The sequence below is a fragment of the Pseudomonas sp. P4_D7 genome (genome assembly GCF_056401755.1).
Genome location: NZ_JBFUIR010000014.1, coordinates 83,655 through 105,446, shown reverse-complemented (window position 1 = coordinate 105,446; position 21,792 = coordinate 83,655). Strand labels below are relative to the sequence as shown.

19 protein-coding genes and 1 pseudogene are annotated in these 21,792 nt (G+C 59.2%); 14 read left to right on the top strand and 6 right to left on the bottom strand.

The genetic code is table 11. The features are described 5' to 3' along the window. The first annotated feature begins 10 nt into the window (after positions 1-10). The 14 genes and pseudogenes from atpB to AC1DVF_RS11640 all read left to right on the top strand — a co-directional run bounded on the left by atpB (position 11) and on the right by AC1DVF_RS11640 (position 14,768). Positions 11-880 carry a F0F1 ATP synthase subunit A gene (gene atpB / locus AC1DVF_RS11705; protein ID WP_093429553.1) on the top strand — a complete coding sequence of 290 codons (870 nt, stop codon included), beginning with the start codon at positions 11-13 and terminating at the stop codon, positions 878-880. 133 nt (positions 881-1,013) lie between these two features. Next, positions 1,014-1,271: a F0F1 ATP synthase subunit C gene (gene atpE, locus AC1DVF_RS11700; RefSeq protein ID WP_003097235.1), complete on the top strand. Its 258-nt coding sequence runs from the start codon at positions 1,014-1,016 to the stop codon at positions 1,269-1,271. A 59-nt stretch (positions 1,272-1,330) separates the two neighbouring features. Next, entirely contained in the window at positions 1,331-1,801 is a 471-nt protein-coding gene (locus AC1DVF_RS11695; RefSeq protein WP_003229781.1) for a F0F1 ATP synthase subunit B, read from the top strand. Positions 1,802-1,813: 12 nt separating this feature from the next. Beyond that, positions 1,814-2,350 carry a F0F1 ATP synthase subunit delta gene (locus AC1DVF_RS11690; RefSeq protein ID WP_007911956.1) on the top strand — a complete coding sequence of 179 codons (537 nt, stop codon included), beginning with the start codon at positions 1,814-1,816 and terminating at the stop codon, positions 2,348-2,350. Positions 2,351-2,371: 21 nt separating this feature from the next. Then, positions 2,372-3,916, top strand: a complete 1,545-nt coding sequence (gene atpA, locus AC1DVF_RS11685) for a F0F1 ATP synthase subunit alpha (RefSeq protein WP_016984064.1) — start codon at positions 2,372-2,374, stop codon at positions 3,914-3,916. A 50-nt stretch (positions 3,917-3,966) separates the two neighbouring features. Next, positions 3,967-4,827: a F0F1 ATP synthase subunit gamma gene (gene atpG, locus AC1DVF_RS11680; RefSeq protein ID WP_008084419.1), complete on the top strand. Its 861-nt coding sequence runs from the start codon at positions 3,967-3,969 to the stop codon at positions 4,825-4,827. 27 nt (positions 4,828-4,854) lie between these two features. After that, entirely contained in the window at positions 4,855-6,234 is a 1,380-nt protein-coding gene (gene atpD / locus AC1DVF_RS11675; protein ID WP_007911961.1) for a F0F1 ATP synthase subunit beta, read from the top strand. Between the two features lie 45 nt (positions 6,235-6,279). Further along, positions 6,280-6,705, top strand: a complete 426-nt coding sequence (locus AC1DVF_RS11670) for a F0F1 ATP synthase subunit epsilon (protein WP_093429554.1) — start codon at positions 6,280-6,282, stop codon at positions 6,703-6,705. 117 nt (positions 6,706-6,822) lie between these two features. After that, a pseudogene (glmU, locus tag AC1DVF_RS11665) lies at positions 6,823-8,184 on the top strand (bifunctional UDP-N-acetylglucosamine diphosphorylase/glucosamine-1-phosphate N-acetyltransferase GlmU); the annotation flags it as partial. 149 nt (positions 8,185-8,333) lie between these two features. After that, positions 8,334-9,110, top strand: coding sequence for a DeoR/GlpR family DNA-binding transcription regulator (locus AC1DVF_RS11660; RefSeq protein WP_007911964.1), 777 nt, complete (start codon positions 8,334-8,336; stop codon positions 9,108-9,110). A gap of 2 nt (positions 9,111-9,112) precedes the next feature. Continuing rightward, on the top strand, positions 9,113-10,945 hold the full coding sequence (glmS, locus tag AC1DVF_RS11655; protein ID WP_460130457.1) for a glutamine--fructose-6-phosphate transaminase (isomerizing): 1,833 nt from the start codon (positions 9,113-9,115) through the stop codon (positions 10,943-10,945). Positions 10,946-11,018: 73 nt separating this feature from the next. Next, positions 11,019-11,945 carry a LysR family transcriptional regulator gene (locus tag AC1DVF_RS11650; RefSeq protein WP_093429557.1) on the top strand — a complete coding sequence of 309 codons (927 nt, stop codon included), beginning with the start codon at positions 11,019-11,021 and terminating at the stop codon, positions 11,943-11,945. 105 nt (positions 11,946-12,050) lie between these two features. After that, positions 12,051-12,677: a glutathione S-transferase family protein gene (locus AC1DVF_RS11645; RefSeq protein ID WP_093429558.1), complete on the top strand. Its 627-nt coding sequence runs from the start codon at positions 12,051-12,053 to the stop codon at positions 12,675-12,677. Positions 12,678-12,722: 45 nt separating this feature from the next. Next, the gene (locus AC1DVF_RS11640; RefSeq protein WP_477782485.1) at positions 12,723-14,768 is read left to right on the top strand and encodes a pyridoxamine 5'-phosphate oxidase family protein; all 2,046 of its coding nucleotides are present in this window, start codon (positions 12,723-12,725) and stop codon (positions 14,766-14,768) included. On the opposite strand, the gene AC1DVF_RS11635 is transcribed toward AC1DVF_RS11640, so the two are convergent. The 6 genes from AC1DVF_RS11635 to AC1DVF_RS11610 are packed head-to-tail and all read right to left on the bottom strand — an operon-like array spanning position 14,689 to position 21,791. Continuing rightward, positions 14,689-15,819, bottom strand: a complete 1,131-nt coding sequence (locus AC1DVF_RS11635) for a glycosyltransferase family 4 protein (protein WP_477782484.1) — start codon at positions 15,817-15,819, stop codon at positions 14,689-14,691. The genes AC1DVF_RS11640 and AC1DVF_RS11635 overlap by 80 nt on opposite strands. Continuing rightward, positions 15,820-16,950: a glycosyltransferase family 4 protein gene (locus AC1DVF_RS11630; protein ID WP_477782483.1), complete on the bottom strand. Its 1,131-nt coding sequence runs from the start codon at positions 16,948-16,950 to the stop codon at positions 15,820-15,822. Further along, positions 16,934-18,301 (bottom strand): glycosyltransferase family 4 protein, encoded by a 1,368-nt coding sequence (locus AC1DVF_RS11625; protein ID WP_477782482.1) that lies wholly within the window; start codon positions 18,299-18,301, stop codon positions 16,934-16,936. Before AC1DVF_RS11625 ends, AC1DVF_RS11630 begins: the two co-directional genes overlap by 17 nt. After that, on the bottom strand, positions 18,298-19,551 hold the full coding sequence (locus tag AC1DVF_RS11620) for an ABC transporter ATP-binding protein (protein WP_477782481.1): 1,254 nt from the start codon (positions 19,549-19,551) through the stop codon (positions 18,298-18,300). Before AC1DVF_RS11620 ends, AC1DVF_RS11625 begins: the two co-directional genes overlap by 4 nt. Further along, positions 19,551-20,348 (bottom strand): ABC transporter permease, encoded by a 798-nt coding sequence (locus AC1DVF_RS11615; RefSeq protein WP_093429564.1) that lies wholly within the window; start codon positions 20,346-20,348, stop codon positions 19,551-19,553. The genes AC1DVF_RS11620 and AC1DVF_RS11615 overlap by 1 nt, the downstream gene beginning before the upstream one ends. Beyond that, positions 20,349-21,791, bottom strand: a complete 1,443-nt coding sequence (locus AC1DVF_RS11610) for a mannose-1-phosphate guanylyltransferase/mannose-6-phosphate isomerase (protein WP_477782480.1) — start codon at positions 21,789-21,791, stop codon at positions 20,349-20,351. It lies immediately after the preceding gene. Position 21,792 lies beyond the last annotated feature (1 nt).

The following is a 21,792-nucleotide window of genomic DNA, read 5'->3' as shown; positions in this document are numbered from 1 at the left end:
TGAGGCAACCATGGCAGAAACAACCGCTTCGGGCTATATCCAGCACCACTTGCAGAACCTGACCTTCGGTCAGCTACCTAACGGCGGCTGGGGCTTTGCCCATACCGCAGCAGAAGCCAAAGAAATGGGCTTCTGGGCTTTCCACGTCGATACCCTCGGCTGGTCGGTCGCGTTGGGTCTGATCTTCGTACTTCTTTTCCGCATGGCGGCAAAGAAAGCGACTTCGGGTCAGCCGGGTGCTTTGCAGAACTTCGTTGAAGTATTGGTCGAATTCGTCGATGGCAGCGTGAAAGACAGCTTCCATGGCCGTAGCCCGGTGATTGCACCGCTGGCACTGACCATCTTCGTCTGGGTGTTCCTGATGAACGCCGTCGACCTGGTACCGGTCGACTGGATTCCTCAGTTGGCCATCCTGATCACCGGCGACCACCACATCCCGTTCCGCGCCGTGTCGACTACCGACCCGAACGCGACTCTGGGCATGGCGTTCTCGGTTTTCGCACTGATCATTTTCTATAGCATCAAGGTCAAGGGCTTCGGCGGCTTCATCGGCGAACTGACCCTGCACCCGTTCGGCAGCAAGAACATCTTCGTTCAAGCCCTGCTGATCCCGGTGAACTTCCTGCTGGAATTCGTGACCCTGATCGCCAAGCCGATCTCTCTGGCTCTGCGTCTGTTCGGCAACATGTATGCCGGCGAGCTGGTGTTCATTCTGATCGCTGTGATGTTCGGCAGCGGCCTGCTCTGGCTGAGCGGCCTGGGCGTTGTTCTGCAGTGGGCGTGGGCTGTGTTCCACATCCTGATCATCACGCTGCAGGCGTTCATCTTCATGATGCTGACCATCGTCTACCTGTCGATGGCGCACGAAGAAAACCATTAAGGCCAGTCTCGACTAGTCTGATGTCCTTCCCGGTCAAACGGGAAGGGGCTCTTCACAGGGCACCTGAAACGATTTGTTTTACCGCTTTAATCTAAAAAACCTAAACCATACGACGTAAAAGTCGGGAGGAAAGATGGAAACTGTAGTTGGTCTAACCGCTATCGCTGTTGCACTGTTGATCGGCCTGGGCGCACTGGGTACCGCAATTGGTTTCGGCCTGCTGGGCGGCAAGTTCCTGGAAGGCGCAGCGCGTCAGCCAGAAATGGTTCCAATGCTGCAAGTTAAAATGTTCATCGTTGCCGGTCTGCTCGACGCCGTAACCATGATCGGTGTTGGTATCGCTCTGTTCTTCACCTTTGCGAACCCGTTCGTTGGTCAGATCGCTGGCTAATTACCCGGATTCTTCCGAGTAATTTGATGTGATGGACAACGTAACTGCGAGGTGTTGGCGTGAACATTAATGCGACCCTGATTGGCCAGTCCGTTGCGTTCCTGATTTTTGTACTGTTCTGCATGAAGTATGTATGGCCTCCGGTCATCGCTGCTCTGCACGAACGTCAAAAGAAGATCGCTGATGGTCTGGACGCTGCCAGCCGTGCAGCTCGCGACCTGGAGTTGGCCCAAGAAAAAGCGGGTCAGCAACTGCGCGAAGCGAAAGCTCAGGCAGCTGAAATCATCGAGCAAGCCAAGAAACGCGGTAACCAGATTGTCGAAGAGGCCGTTGAAAAGGCCCGTGTCGACGCTGACCGTGTGAAGGTTCAGGCTCAAGCCGAGATCGAACAGGAACTGAACAGTGTCAAAGACAAGCTGCGCGCCCAAGTGGGTTTGCTGGCTGTCGGCGGCGCCGAGAAGATCCTGGGTGCCACAATCGATCAAAACGCGCACGCAGAGCTGGTTAACCAACTGGCTGCTGAAATCTAAGCGAGGGCGATCATGGCAGAACTGACCACGTTGGCCCGACCTTACGCTAAGGCGGCCTTCGAGCACGCTCAGGCCCACCAGCAACTGGCCAATTGGTCAGCCATGCTCGGCCTGGCTGCAGCGGTGTCGCAAGACGACACCATGCAGCGCGTGCTCAAGGCCCCGCGACTGACGAGCGCAGAAAAGGCCGCCACGTTTATTGACGTGTGCGGCGACAAGTTTGATGCCAAGGCACAGAACTTCATCAATGTCGTTGCCGAAAACGACCGTCTCCCGCTTCTGCCGGAGATAGCCGCTCTTTTCGACCTGTACAAGGCCGAACAAGAGAAGTCGGTAGACGTTGAAGTGACCAGTGCTTTTGCATTGAACCAAGAACAGCAAGACAAACTCGCCAAGGTTCTCAGTGCACGACTCAACCGGGAAGTGCGCCTGCAAGTTGCGGAGGATGCTGCCCTAATAGGTGGTGTCGTTATCCGCGCCGGCGACCTGGTTATCGATGGCTCGATTCGCGGCAAAATCGCGAAACTTGCCGAAGCATTGAAATCTTGAGTTTGAAGGGGCAGCAGAGCAATGCAGCAACTCAATCCTTCCGAAATAAGTGAAATTATCAAGGGCCGCATCGACAAGCTCGATGTGACCTCCCAAGCCCGTAACGAAGGCACTGTCGTCAGCGTATCTGACGGCATCGTGCGGATTCACGGTCTGGCCGACGTTATGTACGGCGAGATGATCGAGTTTCCGGGCGGCGTCTACGGTATGGCCCTCAACCTGGAGCAAGACTCCGTAGGTGCCGTTGTACTGGGCGCTTACCAGTCTCTGGCTGAAGGCATGAGCGCCAAGTGCACTGGCCGCATCCTCGAAGTTCCGGTTGGTAAGGAACTGCTGGGTCGCGTAGTCGACGCACTGGGTAACCCTGTTGACGGCAAAGGTCCACTGGGCAACACCGAGACCGACGCGGTCGAGAAAGTTGCACCGGGCGTGATCTGGCGTAAGTCGGTAGACCAGCCTGTACAGACTGGCTACAAGGCTGTCGATGCCATGATCCCTGTCGGCCGTGGCCAGCGTGAGCTGATCATCGGTGACCGTCAGATCGGTAAAACCGCTCTGGCGATCGACGCGATCATCAACCAGAAAGACAGCGGCATTTTCTGCGTCTACGTAGCCATCGGTCAGAAGCAATCGACCATCGCCAACGTGGTTCGCAAGCTGGAAGAAAACGGCGCCCTGGCCAACACGATCATCGTGGCTGCCAGTGCTTCGGAATCTCCTGCGCTGCAATTCCTGGCACCGTACTCCGGTTGCACCATGGGTGAATTCTTCCGCGACCGCGGTGAAGACGCGCTGATCGTTTATGACGATCTGTCCAAGCAAGCAGTGGCTTACCGCCAGATTTCCCTGCTGCTGCGCCGTCCACCAGGCCGTGAAGCATACCCAGGCGACGTGTTCTATCTCCACTCCCGTCTGCTGGAGCGCGCATCCCGCGTTTCGGAAGAATACGTAGAGAAGTTCACCAACGGCGCAGTGACCGGCAAAACCGGTTCCCTGACCGCACTGCCGATCATCGAAACCCAGGCTGGCGACGTTTCCGCGTTCGTTCCGACCAACGTGATTTCCATCACCGACGGTCAGATCTTCCTGGAATCGGCCATGTTCAACTCGGGCATCCGCCCTGCAGTGAACGCCGGTGTTTCGGTATCCCGTGTGGGTGGTGCCGCTCAGACCAAGATCATCAAGAAGCTCTCCGGTGGTATCCGTACCGCTCTGGCTCAGTACCGTGAACTGGCGGCATTCGCCCAGTTCGCTTCTGACCTGGACGAAGCGACCCGTAAGCAACTTGAGCATGGTCAGCGCGTTACCGAGCTGATGAAGCAGAAGCAATACGCACCAATGTCGATCGCTGACATGGCGCTGTCGCTGTATGCCGCTGAGCGTGGGTTCCTGACTGACATTGAAATCGCCAAGATCGGCAGCTTCGAACAAGCGCTGATTGCTTTCTTCAACCGCGATCACGCCGATTTGATGGCCAAGATCAACGTTAAAGGTGACTTCAATGACGAAATCGACGCTGGCATGAAAGCCGGTATCGAGAAGTTCAAGGCCACCCAAACCTGGTAAGCCGCAGCGGGAGCCGCGAGGCTCCCGCTTGCTAACCTGATAGGTGTTACATGGCAGGCGCAAAAGAGATTCGCAGTAAGATTGCGAGCATCAAAAGCACGCAAAAGATTACCAGCGCCATGGAAAAAGTGGCGGTCAGCAAAATGCGCAAGGCACAAATGCGCATGGCTGCTAGCCGTCCTTATGCGGAGCGTATCCGCCAGGTTATTGGGCATCTGGCCAACGCCAACCCGGAATACCGCCACCCGTTCATGATCGACCGCGCTATCAAGCGCGTCGGTTATGTCGTGGTGAGCAGTGACCGTGGTCTGTGCGGCGGCTTGAATACCAACCTGTTCAAGGCCCTGGTCAAGGACATGGCGGTAAACCGCGAAAACGGCGTCGAGATTGATCTGTGTGTTGTTGGTAGCAAGGGTGCGGCCTTTTTCCGCAACTTCGGCGGTAACGTCGTTGCAGCTATCAGCCACTTGGGTGAAGAGCCGTCGATCAATGATCTGATCGGCAGCGTCAAGGTGATGCTGGATGCCTACCTGGACGGCCGTATTGACCGCCTGTCCGTGGTGTCCAACAAGTTCATCAACACCATGACGCAACAGCCTACCGTGGAGCAGTTGATTCCACTGGTGGCCACCCCGGATCAGGATCTCAAGCACCACTGGGACTATCTCTACGAACCGGATGCCAAAGAGCTGCTTGACGGCTTGATGGTCCGCTACGTTGAGTCGCAGGTCTACCAGGCGGTGGTCGAGAACAACGCGGCTGAACAAGCTGCGCGGATGATCGCGATGAAGAACGCTACCGACAACGCCGGTGATTTGATCAGCGATTTGCAGCTGATCTACAACAAGGCGCGTCAGGCTGCGATCACCCAAGAGATCTCGGAAATCGTCGGCGGCGCTGCCGCGGTTTAACGGTTCAAATATTCAGAGGATCCAGCTATGAGTAGCGGACGTATCGTTCAAATCATCGGCGCCGTTATCGACGTGGAATTTCCACGCGACAGCGTACCGAGCATCTACAACGCGCTGAAAGTAGTGAGCGCGGCTGAAACCACTCTGGAAGTTCAGCAACAGCTGGGCGACGGCGTGGTTCGCACCATTGCGATGGGTTCCACCGAGGGCTTGAAGCGCGGTCTGGAAGTTACCGACTCTGGCGCAGCCATCTCCGTACCGGTCGGTAAAGCGACCCTGGGCCGGATCATGGACGTCCTCGGTAACCCGATCGACGAAGCTGGCCCGATCGACACCGAAGAGCGTTGGGGCATTCACCGTCCAGCGCCTTCGTTCGCTGAACAGGCAGGCGGCAACGACCTGCTGGAAACCGGCATCAAGGTTATCGACCTGGTTTGCCCGTTTGCCAAAGGCGGTAAAGTCGGTCTGTTCGGTGGTGCCGGTGTAGGCAAAACCGTAAACATGATGGAACTGATCCGTAACATCGCCATCGAGCACAGCGGTTATTCCGTGTTCGCCGGTGTGGGTGAGCGTACTCGTGAGGGTAACGACTTCTACCACGAGATGAAGGACTCCAACGTTCTGGACAAAGTGGCCCTGGTTTACGGTCAGATGAACGAGCCGCCGGGTAACCGTCTGCGCGTAGCACTGACCGGCCTGACCATGGCCGAGAAGTTCCGTGACGAAGGTAACGACGTTCTGCTGTTCGTCGACAACATCTATCGTTACACCCTGGCCGGTACTGAAGTATCCGCACTGCTGGGCCGTATGCCTTCGGCAGTAGGTTACCAGCCGACCCTGGCTGAAGAGATGGGCGTTCTGCAAGAACGTATCACTTCGACCAAGGAAGGTTCGATCACTTCGATCCAAGCGGTATACGTACCTGCGGATGACTTGACCGACCCGTCGCCAGCGACCACCTTCGCCCACTTGGACGCCACCGTCGTTCTGTCCCGTGACATCGCTTCCCTGGGTATCTACCCAGCGGTAGATCCACTGGATTCGACTTCGCGCCAGCTGGACCCGAACGTAATCGGCCAGGACCACTACGACACCGCTCGCGGCGTTCAGTACGTTCTGCAACGTTACAAGGAGCTGAAGGACATCATCGCGATCCTGGGTATGGACGAGCTGTCGGAAGCCGACAAGCAGTTGGTAAACCGTGCTCGTAAGATCCAGCGCTTCTTGTCGCAGCCGTTCTTCGTGGCTGAAGTCTTCACCGGTGCTTCGGGTAAATACGTTTCCCTGAAAGACACCATTGCTGGCTTCAAAGGCATCCTCAACGGTGACTACGACCACCTGCCAGAACAAGCGTTCTACATGGTTGGCGGCATCGAAGAAGCGATCGAGAAAGCCAAGAAACTGTAATCCCGGCGCCCGGCAACGGGCGCTAATTTAGGTTGAGGCAATCAGATGGCTATGACAGTCCATTGCGATATCGTCAGCGCGGAAGGGGAAATCTTTTCCGGCCTGGTCGAGATGGTGATTGCGCACGGTGCACTGGGTGATCTTGGTATCGCTCTGGGTCACGCGCCGCTGATCACTAATCTGAAGCCAGGTCCGATCCGCCTGATCAAGCAAGGCGGGGAAGCCGAGGTGTTCTACATCTCCGGTGGTTTCCTCGAGGTTCAGCCGAACATGGTCAAGGTACTTGCCGATACCGTGCAACGTGCTGCCGACCTGGATGAAGCCTCCGCTCAGCAAGCCGTTCAGGCTGCCGAGAAGGCATTGCATGAACGTGGCGCCGAGTTCGACTACGGAGCTGCGTCCGCGCGGCTGGCCGAGGCTGCAGCTCAGCTGCGCACCGTCCAGCAGATCCGCAAGAAGTTTGGCGGTTAATCCGTCAGCCGCTTGTTGTGCGATTGATAAAAAAGGGTAGCCTCGGCTACCCTTTTTTCTTTTCCGATTTTTACAACCCGGTCGCAGTTGCTGACCACCCAGGATTGGTAGCCAGTCATGTCTCTTGAAATCGTTATCCTCGCGGCCGGTCAAGGCACCCGTATGCGCTCGGCCCTGCCGAAGGTGCTGCACCCGATTGCCGGCAACTCCATGCTGGGTCATGTTATCCACAGCGCTCGGCAACTCGATCCACAACGCATTCATGTGGTGATTGGTCATGGTGCCGACGTGGTGCGCGAGCGACTGGCTGCCGACGATCTGAATTTCGTCCTGCAGGACAAGCAACTCGGCACCGGCCACGCCACCGCTCAAGCGGTGCCGTTCATTACTGCCGACACCGTGCTGATCCTCTACGGGGACGTGCCGCTGATCGAAGTCGAAACCCTGCAGCGTCTGCTCAAGCATGTCGTGCCTGGACAGATGGGCTTGCTCACCGTCGAGCTGGATGACCCGACCGGTTACGGCCGCATCGTGCGCGATGCCGACGGTAAGGTGGCCGCGATCGTTGAGCACAAAGATGCCAGCGAAGCGCAACGCGCAATTACTGAAGGCAACACCGGCATTCTTGCTGTCCCGGCCAATCGTCTGGCTGACTGGATGAGCCGTCTGTCGAACAACAACGCTCAAGGCGAGTACTACCTGACCGACGTGATCGAGATGGCGGTCAATGATGGTCTGGTGGTCGCCACCGAGCAACCACACGACCCGATGGAAGTGCAGGGCGCCAATGACCGCAAGCAGCTGTCTGAGCTCGAGCGTCATTACCAGTTGCGCGCTGGTCGTCGGTTGATGGCGCAAGGCGTCACTTTGCGTGATCCGGCGCGCTTTGACGTGCGTGGTGAAGTGACCGTCGGTCGCGATGTGCTGATCGACATCAACGTGATCCTCGAAGGCAATGTGGTCATCGAAGATGACGTGGTGATCGGCCCGAACTGCGTGATCAAGGACAGCACCCTGCGCAAAGGCGTGGTCATCAAAGCCAACAGTCATATCGAAGGTGCCGTACTGGGCGAGGGCAGTGACGCCGGCCCGTTCGCGCGTCTGCGTCCAGGCACCGTGCTTGAAGCACGCGCGCATGTGGGTAACTTCGTTGAGCTGAAAAATGCCCGCATGGGCGAAGGCGCCAAGGCGGGACACCTGACTTATCTAGGCGATGCCGAGATCGGTGCGCGTACCAACATCGGCGCCGGCACCATCACTTGCAACTACGATGGCGCCAACAAGTGGAGAACCGTGCTGGGTGCAGATGTGTTCATCGGTTCCAATAATTCGCTGGTCGCGCCTGTGGATATCTCCGACGGTGCAACCACGGCGGCCGGCTCGACGATTACGCAGAATGTGGATAACGCGCAGTTGGCCGTGGGCCGAGCGCGGCAGAGAAATATCGACGGCTGGAAGCGGCCGGAGAAGATCAAGAAGAGCTGGACTGACACGATGCCTTCGCGAGCAAGCTCGCTCCCACATTTTTGTTTGTGTCGTTTTCAAAAAAGCCTTGCTGCCGCTTGACGATTTAGAGCCGATAGGTTTTGATTGCTTCCGTTATCTTTCGAAACGAAACTTAAGTCGCCATGTCGAAACGCAACACGCCGCAACGCCGTCACAACATCCTCGCCTTGCTCAACGAGCAGGGCGAAGTCAGTGTGGATGAACTGGCCAAGCGCTTCGAAACCTCGGAAGTTACGATCCGCAAGGATCTCGCCGCCCTGGAAAGCCACGGTCTGTTGCTGCGCCGCTACGGCGGGGCGATCACCATGCCGCAGGAACTCGTCGCGGAAACCGCGCAGAGCGTTTCCAAGTACAAACAGGCCATCGCCCGCGCGGCGGTGAAACGCATCCGCGAACACGCGCGGATCATCATCGACAGCGGCAGCACCACCGCCGCGATGATCCCCGAACTTGGCCAGCAGCCGGGTTTGGTGGTGATGACCAATTCCCTGCACGTCGCCAACGCCCTGAGTGAACTTGAGCACGAACCGGTGCTGTTGATGACCGGCGGCACCTGGGATCCGCATTCGGAATCCTTTCAGGGCCAGGTCGCCGAGCAGGTACTACGCTCTTACGACTTCGACCAGTTGTTCATTGGCGCCGACGGTATCGATCTGGTGCGCGGCACGACGACTTTCAATGAATTGCTGGGACTGAGCCGGGTCATGGCCGAGGTGGCGCGAGAAGTCATCGTCATGGTCGAGGCCGACAAGATCGGTCGCAAGATCCCCAATCTGGAACTGCCGTGGAGCAGCGTCCATACCCTCATTACCGATGATCGCCTGCCTATCGAAGCGCGCGATCAGATACAGGCCCGCGGTATCACCGTGATTTGCGCGGCTGTCAGTCAGGAGAAATAAGCATGTGTGGAATTGTCGGCGCAGTTGCTGAACGTAATATCACCGCCATCCTGCTCGAAGGCCTCAAGCGCCTTGAATACCGTGGCTATGACAGCGCCGGTGTCGCGGTCTTCACCAACGACGAAACCCTCGAGCGCATGCGTCGCCCGGGCAAGGTCAGTGAACTCGAAGCGGCGCTGGCCGAACACCCACTGGTGGGCCGTCTCGGCATTGCTCACACCCGTTGGGCCACCCACGGCGCTCCTTGCGAGCGTAACGCGCACCCGCATTTCTCCGGCGACATCGCGGTGGTGCACAACGGCATCATCGAAAACCACGAAGCCCTGCGTGAACAACTGAAAGCGCTGGGTTACGTGTTTACTTCGGACACCGACACCGAAGTCATTGCCCACCTGCTCAACCACAAGCTCAAGGACCAGCCAGACCTGAGCGTTGCGCTTAAAGCGACGGTCAAGGAACTGCACGGTGCTTACGGTCTGGCCGTGATCAATGCCAAACAGCCGGATCGTCTGGTCGCCGCGCGCAGTGGCAGCCCGTTGGTGATCGGTCTGGGTCTGGGCGAGAACTTCCTCGCGTCTGACCAGTTGGCGCTGCGCCAGGTCACCGACCGCTTCATGTACCTGGAAGAAGGCGATATCGCCGAAATTCGCCGCGATAACGTGCAGATCTGGGACGTCAACGGCAATGCCGTCGAGCGCCAGACCGTGCAGTACAGCGACGGTGCCGAAGCCGCCGACAAGGGCGAATATCGCCACTACATGCTCAAGGAAATCCACGAGCAACCGGCCGTTGTACAACGCACCCTCGAAGGTCGCCTGAGCAATGATCAGGTGCTGGTGCAAGCATTCGGCCCACAAGCGGCCGAGCTGTTCGCCAAAGTGCGCAACGTGCAGATCGTCGCCTGTGGCACCAGCTATCACGCCGGCATGGTCGCGCGTTACTGGCTCGAAGAACTGGCCGGTATCCCGTGCCAGGTCGAAGTCGCCAGCGAATTCCGCTACCGCAAAGTGGTGGTGCAGCCGGACACCTTGTTCGTGACCATCTCGCAGTCCGGCGAAACCGCCGACACCCTGGCGGCGCTGCGCAATGCCAAGGAACTGGGCTTCCTCGCCAGCCTGGCCATCTGCAACGTTGGCATCAGCTCACTGGTGCGCGAATCCGACCTGACCCTGCTGACCCAGGCCGGCCGCGAAATCGGCGTCGCCTCGACCAAAGCCTTCACCACGCAGTTGGTCGGCCTGTTGCTGCTGACCCTGTCGCTGGGCCAAGTGCGCGGCACACTGGCCGACGGCGTTGAAGCGCGTCTGGTCGAAGAACTGCGTCGCCTGCCAACCCGTCTCGGCGAAGCACTGGCCATGGACAGCACGGTGGAAAAAATCGCCGAGTTGTTCGCCGAGAAGAACCACACGCTATTTCTCGGTCGTGGTGCGCAATTCCCGGTAGCAATGGAAGGCGCCCTGAAACTCAAGGAAATCTCCTACATCCACGCCGAAGCCTATCCGGCCGGCGAACTGAAACACGGCCCGCTGGCGCTTGTGGATAACGACATGCCGGTGGTTACCGTCGCGCCGAACAACGAACTGCTGGAAAAGCTCAAATCCAACCTGCAGGAAGTCCGCGCCCGTGGCGGTGAACTGATCGTGTTCGCCGACGAAAAATCCGGGATGACCAACGGCGAAGGCACTCACGTGGTGCAGATGCCGCACATCCACGACATCCTCTCACCGATCCTTTACACGGTTCCGCTGCAGTTGCTGTCGTACTACGTGGCGGTGCTCAAGGGCACGGACGTCGATCAGCCGCGTAACCTGGCGAAGTCGGTGACGGTGGAATAAGTTATCCACAGCTGACCTACGCGCAAAAATCGCAGCTTCGGCTGCGATTTTTGTATCTGACTCGAGAGGCACCATGGATCGCTTCCAGGAAATGCACATCTTCACCACCGTCGCCCAAGAGCAAGGCTTTTCCTCTGCCGCGCGGCGTCTGGGTTTGTCAGCGGCCAGCGTCACGCGTGCGGTGGCGGCGCTGGAGTTGCGCATCGGCACGCAGTTGCTGATTCGTACTACGCGCAGTGTGCATTTGAGCGAAGCCGGGCAGCGTTATCTGGAGGATTGTCGGAGGATTCTCGCTGAGGTGCAGGAAGCCGAGGATTCGGCAGCGGGCAGTCATGCCGAGCCGCGTGGGCAACTGACGGTCACAGCGCCGGTGTTGTTCGGTGATTTGTTTGTGACGCCGCTGATGGCGCGTTATCTGGCGCAGTATCCGGATGTCACGATCAATGCGGTACTGGTCGATCGGATCGTCAACATGGTCGAGGAGGGCATCGATGTGGCGGTGCGTATCGGTGATCTGCCGGACAGCAGTCAGCATGCTGTTCGCGTGGGTGAGGTGCGTAGGGTCATTTGCGGCTCGCCGGACTACTTTGCCAAATATGGCCGACCGGCTCATCCCCACGCGTTGGCGGGCGCGCCAGTGGTGGCGACTTCAGCGATTGGCCAGCAACGCAGTTGGCCGTTTCTCGACGCGGGTGAACCGCTTAGCGTGCGTCCTGAGCCGCGTCTGATCGTGACCGCCAATCAGGCAGCGATTACCGCAGCCTGCATGGGGCTGGGCTTGACTCGGGTGCTGTCTTATCAAGTTGCCAGCAAAATCGCGACCGGTGAGCTGGAAATCGTCCTCGCTGAATTTGAACTGCCGACATTGCCGATCCATGTGGTGTATCAGGGCGGGCGCAAGGCGCCGGCGCGGATCCGCAGTTTTGTCGATTTCACCGCCAACGCTTTGCGCGAACATCCTGCTTTGAAAGGCGCTGCGTTATTGCACCCAATGAAATAATCGATTGCAGTTACTGGTTATTCTGTTGTTTTTGCGATCAGCGCAAGATGGCCTCCATCGGCGCTCTCATTCCCGCAGTGGCGCCCCTGTTCAGCGGAGTCGACCATGCAAGCGATCAAACTCTACAACTTTCCACGTTCCGGCCACGCCCACCGTGTCGAGCTGATGTTGTCCCTGCTGCAACTGCCGACCGAGCTGGTTTTCGTCGATCTGGCCAAGGGTGAGCACAAGCAGCCGGCGTATCTGGCGATCAACAGTTTTGGCCAAGTACCGGCGATTGATGACGGCGGCGTGGTGCTGGCCGACTCCAACGCGATTCTGGTGTACCTGGCGCAGAAATACGGCAACGGCCGTTGGTTGCCAACGGATCCTGTCGGCGCCGCACGTGTGCAGCGCTGGTTGTCGGCCGCAGCCGGACCTATCGCTTTCGGGCCCGCTGCAGCGCGACTGGTCACGGTGTTTGGCGCACAACTGAATGCGGACGAGGCAATCACCCGGGCGCATAACCTGCTCAAGGTGATGGACATCGAGTTGGGCAAAACCGCGTACCTGGCCGGCGACGAACCGACCATTGCCGACGTTTCTGCCTACAGTTACATCGCCCACGCACCGGAAGGCAACGTGTCGCTGGACGACTACGGCAACGTCCGCGCCTGGCTGGCGCGGGTTGAAGCCTTGCCTGGTTTCGTCGGCATGCCGCGTACGGTTGCCGGTCTGCAAACCACTGCCTGATTTTCGCAATCGACACTGCGCCGACGGTGCAGGGGAGAGGTCGTGATGGAACGTTCACCGTGGCACGCTGGCGAACAGCAATTGCAGGCCCATGTCGGCGTTGCCGATCGTATGGAAGCATTCGGGCGTAAGGTGATTCGCACCTGGATGCCGGATCAGCACCGTGAGTTCTATCAGCAACTGCCCTTCATGCTGTACGGCGCAGTCGATGCGCAGGGGATGCCGTGGGCCAGTGTGCTCGAAGGTGCGCCGGGGTTTGCCCGGTCGCCGGATCCCGAGCATTTGCATTTCGCCAGCCAGCCTGCTGCCGATGACCCGGCGCAACTGCGCAATGGCGAGCCGATCGGTTTGCTCGGCATCGAATTGCACACCCGCCGGCGCAATCGGCTCAACGGCCATGTCGGCAATCTAAGCGCTGATGGTTTTGACGTCAGCGTGGATCAGGCCTTCGGCAACTGCCCGCAGTACATTCAACTGCGGCAGTTTCAGCGGGTGCCGCTGACAGATCCGCAGACACGCCCGGCTGAGCATCTGAGCGGCCTCGATGATGCAGCCATAGCGCTGATCGCTGGCGCTGATACGTTTTTTGTCGCCAGTTATGTCGATGTCGACGGCCAGCGTGCGGTGGATGTTTCTCACCGGGGTGGCCAGGCCGGTTTCGTACGGGTGGAAGGCAATCGTCTGACCATCCCTGACTTTGCCGGCAACCTGCATTTCAACACCCTCGGCAATCTGCTGCTCAATCCCAAGGCCGGCTTGCTGTTCATCGACTTTTCCACAGGTGATCTGCTGCAACTCAGCGGGCGTACCGAGATCCTTCTCGATGACCCGCAGATCGAGGCCTTTCAAGGTGCGGAACGGCTGTGGACATTTGAGGTGGAAAAACTGGTGCGGCGTCCGGCAGCTCTGGCGTTGCGCTGGCGCTTCGAAGGCATGTCGCCGACCAGCCTGCTGACCGGTAATTGGGCCGAAGCCGACGCCCGTTTGCAGGCGCAGGCACTGGGTAATCAATGGCGGCCGCTGCGCGTGGCGAAGATCGAAGCGGAGAGCCGCCACATCCGCTCGATCTATCTGGAGCCGACCGACGGCGCCGGTTTGCCGGTGTTTCTCGCCGGCCAGCATCTGCCGCTGCGTTTTACCCTCGACGGTGAGGTGCATATCCGCACCTACAGTCTTTCGAGTGCGCCATCGGATGGTTTCTACCGGATCAGCGTGAAGCGCGAAGGGCTGATCTCCTCGCACCTGCATGAGCAGATTCGCGTTGGTGATGTACTGGAGGCGCGGGCACCGCAAGGGCATTTCACTGTCGCGCCACTGGAGCACCGACCGTTGGTGCTGTTGGCGGCCGGAGTAGGCATCACGCCGTTGCTGTCGATGTTGCGTGAGGTGGTTTACCAAGGCTTACGCACTCGAGGGATTCGTCCGACATTGTTGCTGCAGAGTTCGCGCAGCCTCGCCGATCAGCCGTTTCGCAGGGAGCTGGATCGTCTGCTCGAAACCGCAGGCGATTCTGTACGAGTGCTGCGTCTGCTCAGCCAGCCGGAAGCCGATCTGCAAGAGGGCGAGGATTTCGATGTGCATGGGCGCATCGACGGCGCGGTGCTGAGGAACCTGCTGGAGGCCGAGGATTTCGACCAGCTCGACTTTGTGCTCTGCGGCCCCGGTGGTTTTACCCAAGGGTTGTACGACACCCTGCGCGAACTGGATGTGCGCGACACGCAGATTCACGCGGAAACCTTTGGCCCGTCGACCCTGAAACGTCAGGCCGATCCGGATGCGATCGTGATCGAGCAACCGCCCGCAGCGACCACTTCGGTGCCGGTGGTGTTTGAGCGCTCGGCGAAAGAGGCACGTTGGCAACCCGATGGCGGCAGTTTGCTGGAACTGGCAGAAAGTCGCGGACTACGCCCGGAGTTCAGTTGCCGTGGTGGGTCGTGCGGTACCTCATTGTTGCTGACAGACCGCTATCGCGAGCAGGCTCACTCCTACAATGAATCTGTGTTGAATAGCATTAAGCGTAAGACAGGGATTTCTCTTCCAGCAATTCCTGATACAGCTCTGTCCACTTGCGGCCCATGTCATCGGCTGTGAATAACTGCCGGTAACGCGCTTCGGCTTTCACCCCCATCGCGGCGGCACGCACCGGGTCTTCCCACAGTGTGCGCATCGCCTCGCGAAACGCCTGTGGATGACTCGGAGGCACCACCAGCCCGGTTTCGTTGTGAATATTGATGTAGCTGGTGCCAGTGCCGATCTCGCTGGAGATCATCGGCTTGCCGTACATCGCGCCTTCCAGCAAAGAAATGCCGAACGCTTCCGAGCGCAGGTGCGAAGGGAAGACGATGGCGTAGCTCAGTTGCAGCAGTGCGACTTTGTCTTCGTCACCCAGGCGCCCGAGGAAATGAATGTTGCGCAGGCCCAGCGCCCGAGCCTGAGCGTGCAGTTCCAGTTCCAGAGGCCCGGCGCCGACAATGACCACGGGATAGTCCACGTCTTTCAGGGCCTCAAGCAGGATGTGCAGGCCTTTGTAGTAACGCATCACGCCGACAAACAGAAAAAACTTGTCCCCAACCTGCTGGCGCCAGCGATTCATTCGTTCGGCATCAGGCTGTGGATAACCGGCCTTGTTCAAACCGTAGGGAATCACCCGGGTCTTGTCCTGGAACTGCTGCAGCACATCGCTGGTGTGCAGGTAGTTCGGTGAAGCGGCAACGATGCGGTCGGCGCTGGCGAGGAAGCGATTCATCAACGGGCGATAGAGTTTGAGCAGGTGCTTTTGGCGAATGATGTCCGAGTGGTACGTCACCACGCTCGGTTTATTCGTCGTGCTGGCGAAATGCACCAGGTCCATGAACGGCCACGGGAAGTGGTAGTTGACTACATCGGCCTCGGCCGCCATTTCGCGAAACTGTTTGAACACGCTCCAGGAAAAACCGGTGGAGGCGAATTGAATATCCAGTTTGGCGCGGTGCACTTCGTGCTGACCGAGTTGCACCACAGGTGGATTGGGGTCGGCGCTAAGCGTCAGCACCTGGCCGTCGATGCCGTGTTGGGCGCCGCTCTCGCAGAGTTGGAAGATCACTTGCTCAATGCCGCCGACCGAGTCAGGCAGGTATGTCTTGAAAAAATGAAGAACCCGCATTCAACCTCCCATGGCCTGGCGGTAGGCACCGGCCGTGGCCTGTGCACAACGCTCCCAGGAAAAAAGCCGCGACTGCTGCAACCCGGCTTCTTGGCATGCCTGCCAATGCGCTTGATCGTCGATCAGTCGGCTCAGCGCGTCACGCAGGCCTTCTGCATCGTCATCTTCAATATAGTTGCCCGCCGCGCCCGCGACTTCCGGCATCGCTGAAGAACGCGTGAGCACCACCGGTGTGCCGCTGGCCATGGCCTCCAGTACCGGCAGACCAAAACCTTCGTACAGCGACGGAAAAATCAGCGCCCGGGCACCGGCCAACAGCTGCGCTACCTGTTCATCGGGCAGATAACCGAGCAGGCACACGTGCCCGCTGGCCAGTGCCTGACGCAAGGGTTCGCTGAACTGTTCGCGCTCCCAACCGGCCATACCGACGATCAACAGCGGAAAGCGCTGGCGCACAGCCTCCGGCAACAGGGCATGGGCACGCAGTGCCAGGCCAAGATTCTTGCGCGGCTCCAGCGTGCCCACACTCAGGAAATATTCCCGCGCCTCGACCGCGTGCGCCTTGAGCACCGCGTCAATGGCGCTCGCCTCGCGTGGATGAAAGCGCTCGGCGGCGCCCAGTGGCGCCACCACAAAACGCTCGGCAGGCAGGCCGAAATAAGCTTGTGCTTCCTCAGCAATGGCTTGCGAGTCGGTGAGAATCACCTGCGCCTGTTGCACACCCTGAGCCAATCGACGCTCGATTTCCTTGAGCCGCGCCGGGGGCTGGGTCTCGGGGAAATGCAGGTGTGTCAGGTCGTGGAGGGTGATTACGGTCGGGCCGTCGAAGGCCAGCGGCCACAGACTCGGCTCGTGATAGAGGTCGATACCTTGCGCGCGCCCCTGATCGAAGCGTTTCTGCTCCAGCCAGCGGCGCGCCTGATAGGCACCGGGGATTTGCCGCAGCAGTGGCGTCAGACGCGAGTAACCGGGCATGGCCGCTTCTGGCAGCGCCGAACTCCAGCCCCAGCCGTGGAACAACTTCACATCCATATCAGGCTCGCTGCGCAAGGCGTTGACCAGTTCGGCGACGTAGTGGCCGATGCCGGTACGCGGCGCCTGGAGAATTCGTGCGTTAAGGGCAATGCGCATGCAGCCTCGCTGGCGCCGCCGGCGCTTGCAGAACGTTACGCACGCTGCGTTCGGCCAGTTGCAGGCTGGCTTCGCGCCAGCCGATCCACTGCCAGTCCGCGACATCGTGTGCAGCGGGGAACTGGCCGCTGCGCTGGAATTGATTGATCAGGTCGGCAAGACTTTGCGGATCCTGCAGATCAAAGTACGCCATGAACCCGCCGCCGATTTCACGGAACACCGCGATATCACTGCCCATCGCCGGCAGGCCACGCTGCATGGCTTCCACCAAGGGCAAACCAAAGCCTTCGACGAATGAGGGGAACACCAGCGCACTGGCGTGAGCGTAAGCGTGTTCAAGACTGGTGTCGCTGAGGTCGTTGAACATGAACAGACGCTGATTCAGCTCGGGATGATTGCGCACCCGGGCGAGCAGGGCCTCGCATTTCCAGCCGATCCGCCCGGCGATGCACAGCCGGGCCGTTGAGCCAGTGGCCCAGGCGCGCTCGAAGGCATCGAGCAGATACGCATGGTTTTTGCGTGGCTCGATGGTGCTGACCATCAGGTAAACCGGCTCGGTTGTCGTGAACAATTGCTTCAGGCGCGGCTCGACCGTTGCCTGGTCGGTATGCAGATCCAGTTCGGAACCCAGGTAAAAGAAATCGAACCAGCGCTTGCTGGTCTGCTCGACACCGATTCTGCGCTGCAATTCTTCACGCACCTGATCGCGTACCGTGGCGGAAATCGCCATGTAGCCATCGGCCGTGCGAGTGATCCAGTCGAACCACTCGCTGAAAACCTCGACCAGACGCGTGTCGTAAAACTGCGGATGGGTCAGCGGGATCAAGTCGTAGATCACCGCGATCATGCCGACGCCGTCGCGTTTGAGTCGCTCGACGTGGGCGAAAAAATCCGAGTGCCAGGATGAATCCAGCAACACCAGTTGATCGCCCGGCTGGTGTTGTAACGGTGAACAACGTTTGAGCAATTGCCTGCGATTGATTCGTCGGATCAGGCGGATCGGCAGGCCGAACGCGCCGAAGATCGTCAGCCGGTAGCCGACATACAGAATCCGCCGTGCCAGTTTCGAGGTGAGTTGCGCATCACGACGCTGATGCCACTGCCAGAAGCGATGAGCGAGGCGCTCCAGGCGTCCACCGAAGGTTTCCAGCCTGTTGAAAAAAGGCGTATCGAGCGATGCCAGTTGCAGCACGCGATAGAGTTCGCTATTCAGCACCACCACCGGCATGCACTCGACGCCTGCGGCGCTGGCAGGCAGTTGCTTGATGACGTTGCGCACCACCCGCTGAATTCCCGAGTTGATGGTCGGGTGTTTGAACACATGGGTGCATTCGACGAGCAAGCGGGTCATGGCAAGCGCTCGACAGGCCGGACTTCGGTGTCGCGCAAGATGGTGGTCTTGGCACCCAGCCATGAACAGCCGACGAAATCTTCCTGTCGATTGTTGATGACGTGGAACACCAGCCCGTAGTCGCGCCATTCGAAATTGCGATCGAGGTGAGAGTCCAGGCGCGACAGGCTCAACGACACGGAGTAATTGCCTTTGCCCAACCCCATGACGAAAGCGAAGCGATAGGTGAAACGCTCGCCGGCGTGCAGGTCGGTCAGCGCCTTGTCGAGGCGATGGGTGTTGATGCCGTACATCATCTGGCCCAGACGATCCTTGAGGATAAAGCCCAGTACCAGCCGTTCGATGTCCTTGCGCACTTCAACTTTCACTTCGAGCACCACCGCTTGACCGACTTCGGCGGCGTCGATGCTGCGATCGTTTTCATCGAGCAGGCGCACGCCGAGAATCGCTGCTTCGCCGGTCCCGGAGACGGTTTGCACTTCGCCGCCGGCGAGCATTTCCTGTCGCACGATCTGGCCTTCGCGTTCGGCCATCAGCGCGTTGTAATAATCGAGCACCGGCTCCGGTTTGCCGTACATGGCCATGCGGCCATCCTTGAGCAGAATCGCCGAATCGCAGATCGATTGAATCGCCGAGCGGTCGTGGGACACGATTAGCAGCGTGGTGCCGGATTTGCGGAAACTGCGGATGCGTTCGAAGCTTTTGTGCTGGAAGTAGGCGTCGCCCACCGACAGTGCCTCGTCGACGATAAGAATGTCCGGGCGCCGGGCTGTGGCAACGCTGAACGCCAGGCGCATCTGCATGCCGCTGGAGTAAGTGCGTACCGGATGGTCGATGGCGTCGCCAATCTCGGCGAAATGCTCGATCTCGGGCATCAGTGCTTCGATTTCTTCGAGCTGCATGCCCAGCAACTGACCGGCCATGATTGCGTTCTGGCGACCGGTGAAATCCGGGTGGAACCCCATGCCCAGTTCCAGCAGCGCGGCCACGCGGCCTTGCAGTTCGATCTTGCCGGTGGTGGGTTGGGTGGTGCCGGTGATCATCTTCAGCAGGGTGCTTTTGCCCGCGCCGTTGGCACCGACGATGCCCACCGCTTCACCGGGGGCGATTTCGAATTCGACGTCCTGCAGCACCCAGTGTTGGTGGTGGCGGATTGGCGAAAACGGAATCAGCCACTCAGCCAGTCGGCTCCAGCGGTTGGGGTATTGTTTGTAGGCCTTGCTCAGGCCGGTGACGCGAATATGCCCCATCAGAGTTCATCCACCATTTCGCCAACGCGTTGGCGAAACAGCCGCAGACCGATCAGACAAAACAGCACGCCCGTAACGAAGATCGGCAGCAGCGAGCTCCAGACCGGCCACTGTCCGTAGAGAAACAGGTTCTGATAACTGCTGAACAGGTTGGTCAGCGGATTGAGTTGCAACAGGCGCTGCACCCATTCCGGCAGGATCGTGATCGGGTAAACGATCGGCGTCAGCCAGAACCAGAATTGCAGGCAGATGCCGAAGAGCTGGCCGACATCGCGGAAGAACACGTTCAATACGCCGAGCACCATGCCTAACCCGGCGCAGAACATCATTTGCAGGGCGATCAATGGAATCAGCGCCAGCAGCGCCATGCCCGGCCAGCGCCCGGTGATCAGCAGAAAGCCGAGAAACAGACTGATGATGATCGCGAAATTGATCCCGGCATTGCACAGCACAATCACTGGCAGACAGATACGCGGGAAACTGATTTTCTTCAGCAGGTTGGCGTTTTCCAGAAACATGTTCTGGCTGCGCAGGGTGATTTCGGAAAACAGTCCCCACGCCAGCAACCCGGCGCAGAGGTAAACACTGTAGGCCATGCTGTCATCCACACCCGGCAAGCGGGCGCGCATGATGTGGGAAAAGATCACGGTGTAAACAATGATCATCGACAGCGGATTGAAAATCGGCCACAAGGCGCCGAACAGCGAATTGCGGTATCGCGCTTGAAACTCTCGCTGCACGCTGCCGAGGATGAAACCCCGGTAGCCATGCAACGAGCGATACAGGGAAAGCAGCATTTAAACCGTCCTGCCGTATTGGTCTTCGAAGCGGACGATGTCGTCCTCTCCCAGGTATTCGCCGCTTTGCACTTCGATGATCACCAGATCGATCACCCCTGGGTTTTCAAGGCGATGGCGGTGGCCGGCAGCGATGAACGTCGATTCGTTTTTCGCCACCAGATGGGTACCGCTGCCATTGTTGGTGACCTTGGCCATGCCTTCGACCACTACCCAGTGTTCATTGCGGTGATGGTGCATTTGCAGCGACAACTTGCCGCCAGGCTTGACCACGATGCGCTTGATCTTGAAGCGCGGACCTTCTTCGAGAACCGTGTAAGTACCCCACGGGCGGCTGACGGTACGATGCAACCGATAGGCTTCGTGGGATTTGTCCTTGAGTTGCTTGGCCACGCGGCGTACGTCTTGCGCACGGTCGGCGTGGGCCACCAGCACCGCGTCGGCGGTGTCGACCACGATCAGGTTATCCACACCCACTGTCGCTACCAGCCGGCCATCGCTCTGGACGAAATTGTTATGGCTGTCGATAAAGATCGCTTCACCGCTGGCGCGGTTGTTGTCGGCATCGGCCGGTACCAGGGCCGCGACGGCGCCCCACGAACCGATGTCGCTCCAGTCGAAACCCGCCGGCACGACCACGACTTTTTCCGAGCGCTCCATCAGTGCGTAGTCGATGGAAATGTCGGTGATTTCTGCGAACAGCGCCGGCGACAGTTCTTGCTGCAGGCAACCGACGGTTTCGATCGGCGCGCTGGCGGCCAGGCAGGCGCGGGTCTGCTCGAGCAGTTCGGGCGCGTGCAATTGCAGCTCGGCAATTACGGTGGCCGTGGTGAAGCAGAACATGCCTGAGTTCCACAGGAAGTTGCCGCTCTCCAGATAATGCGTGGCAGTTTGCAGGTCGGGTTTCTCGACGAAACGCTGCACTTTCGCCGCGCCTTTGGCATCCAGCGGAGCACCGGTCTCGATGTAGCCGAAGCCGGTTTCCGCCGCCGTCGGGATCACACCGAAGGTCACCAGATAACCGTCTTTGGCCAGATTGACGGCGTGCTCGACCGCGGTTTTCAGCGCGTCCTGATTGACGATCAAATGGTCGGCGGGCATCACCACCATGATCGCGTCGTCACCGTGCAGTGCTTGCAGCGACAACGCGGCAGCAGCAATGGCCGGCGCGGTGTTGCGCCCGGTCGGCTCCAGCAGGAAATGCCCGCGATGACGCGAGACATGGGCGGCGCAATAGTGATCCTTGCTCTGGAAGTAGTACTCGCGGTTGGTCACCGTGACGATGTCGCCCCAGCCGTCGAGCAACGCTGCCGCACGCTGATAGGTCTTGCCCAGCAGCGATTGGCCGTCGGGCAGATTCATGAACGGTTTCGGATGGCCCTCGCGGGACACCGGCCACAAACGGGTGCCGGCACCGCCGGACAGAATCACGGGGATCAGCATG

Excerpts from the sequence above, each read along its gene's own strand:
- AC1DVF_RS11650 (WP_093429557.1), top strand. The coding sequence starts at position 11,019 with ATGGATCGCTTCCAGGAAATGCACATCTTCACCACCGTCGCCCAAGAG.
- AC1DVF_RS11630 (WP_477782483.1), bottom strand. The coding sequence starts at position 16,950 with ATGCGCATTGCCCTTAACGCACGAATTCTCCAGGCGCCGCGTACCGGC.
- AC1DVF_RS11625 (WP_477782482.1), bottom strand. The coding sequence starts at position 18,301 with ATGACCCGCTTGCTCGTCGAATGCACCCATGTGTTCAAACACCCGACC.
- AC1DVF_RS11640 (WP_477782485.1), top strand. The coding sequence starts at position 12,723 with ATGGAACGTTCACCGTGGCACGCTGGCGAACAGCAATTGCAGGCCCAT.
- glmS (WP_460130457.1), top strand. The coding sequence starts at position 9,113 with ATGTGTGGAATTGTCGGCGCAGTTGCTGAACGTAATATCACCGCCATC.
- atpA (WP_016984064.1), top strand. The coding sequence starts at position 2,372 with ATGCAGCAACTCAATCCTTCCGAAATAAGTGAAATTATCAAGGGCCGC.
- atpG (WP_008084419.1), top strand. The coding sequence starts at position 3,967 with ATGGCAGGCGCAAAAGAGATTCGCAGTAAGATTGCGAGCATCAAAAGC.
- AC1DVF_RS11660 (WP_007911964.1), top strand. The coding sequence starts at position 8,334 with ATGTCGAAACGCAACACGCCGCAACGCCGTCACAACATCCTCGCCTTG.
- AC1DVF_RS11645 (WP_093429558.1), top strand. The coding sequence starts at position 12,051 with ATGCAAGCGATCAAACTCTACAACTTTCCACGTTCCGGCCACGCCCAC.
- atpE (WP_003097235.1), top strand. The coding sequence starts at position 1,014 with ATGGAAACTGTAGTTGGTCTAACCGCTATCGCTGTTGCACTGTTGATC.
- AC1DVF_RS11670 (WP_093429554.1), top strand. The coding sequence starts at position 6,280 with ATGGCTATGACAGTCCATTGCGATATCGTCAGCGCGGAAGGGGAAATC.
- AC1DVF_RS11690 (WP_007911956.1), top strand. The coding sequence starts at position 1,814 with ATGGCAGAACTGACCACGTTGGCCCGACCTTACGCTAAGGCGGCCTTC.
- atpB (WP_093429553.1), top strand. The coding sequence starts at position 11 with ATGGCAGAAACAACCGCTTCGGGCTATATCCAGCACCACTTGCAGAAC.
- AC1DVF_RS11610 (WP_477782480.1), bottom strand. The coding sequence starts at position 21,791 with ATGCTGATCCCCGTGATTCTGTCCGGCGGTGCCGGCACCCGTTTGTGG.
- AC1DVF_RS11635 (WP_477782484.1), bottom strand. The coding sequence starts at position 15,819 with ATGCGGGTTCTTCATTTTTTCAAGACATACCTGCCTGACTCGGTCGGC.
- atpD (WP_007911961.1), top strand. The coding sequence starts at position 4,855 with ATGAGTAGCGGACGTATCGTTCAAATCATCGGCGCCGTTATCGACGTG.
- AC1DVF_RS11615 (WP_093429564.1), bottom strand. The coding sequence starts at position 20,348 with ATGCTGCTTTCCCTGTATCGCTCGTTGCATGGCTACCGGGGTTTCATC.
- AC1DVF_RS11620 (WP_477782481.1), bottom strand. The coding sequence starts at position 19,551 with ATGGGGCATATTCGCGTCACCGGCCTGAGCAAGGCCTACAAACAATAC.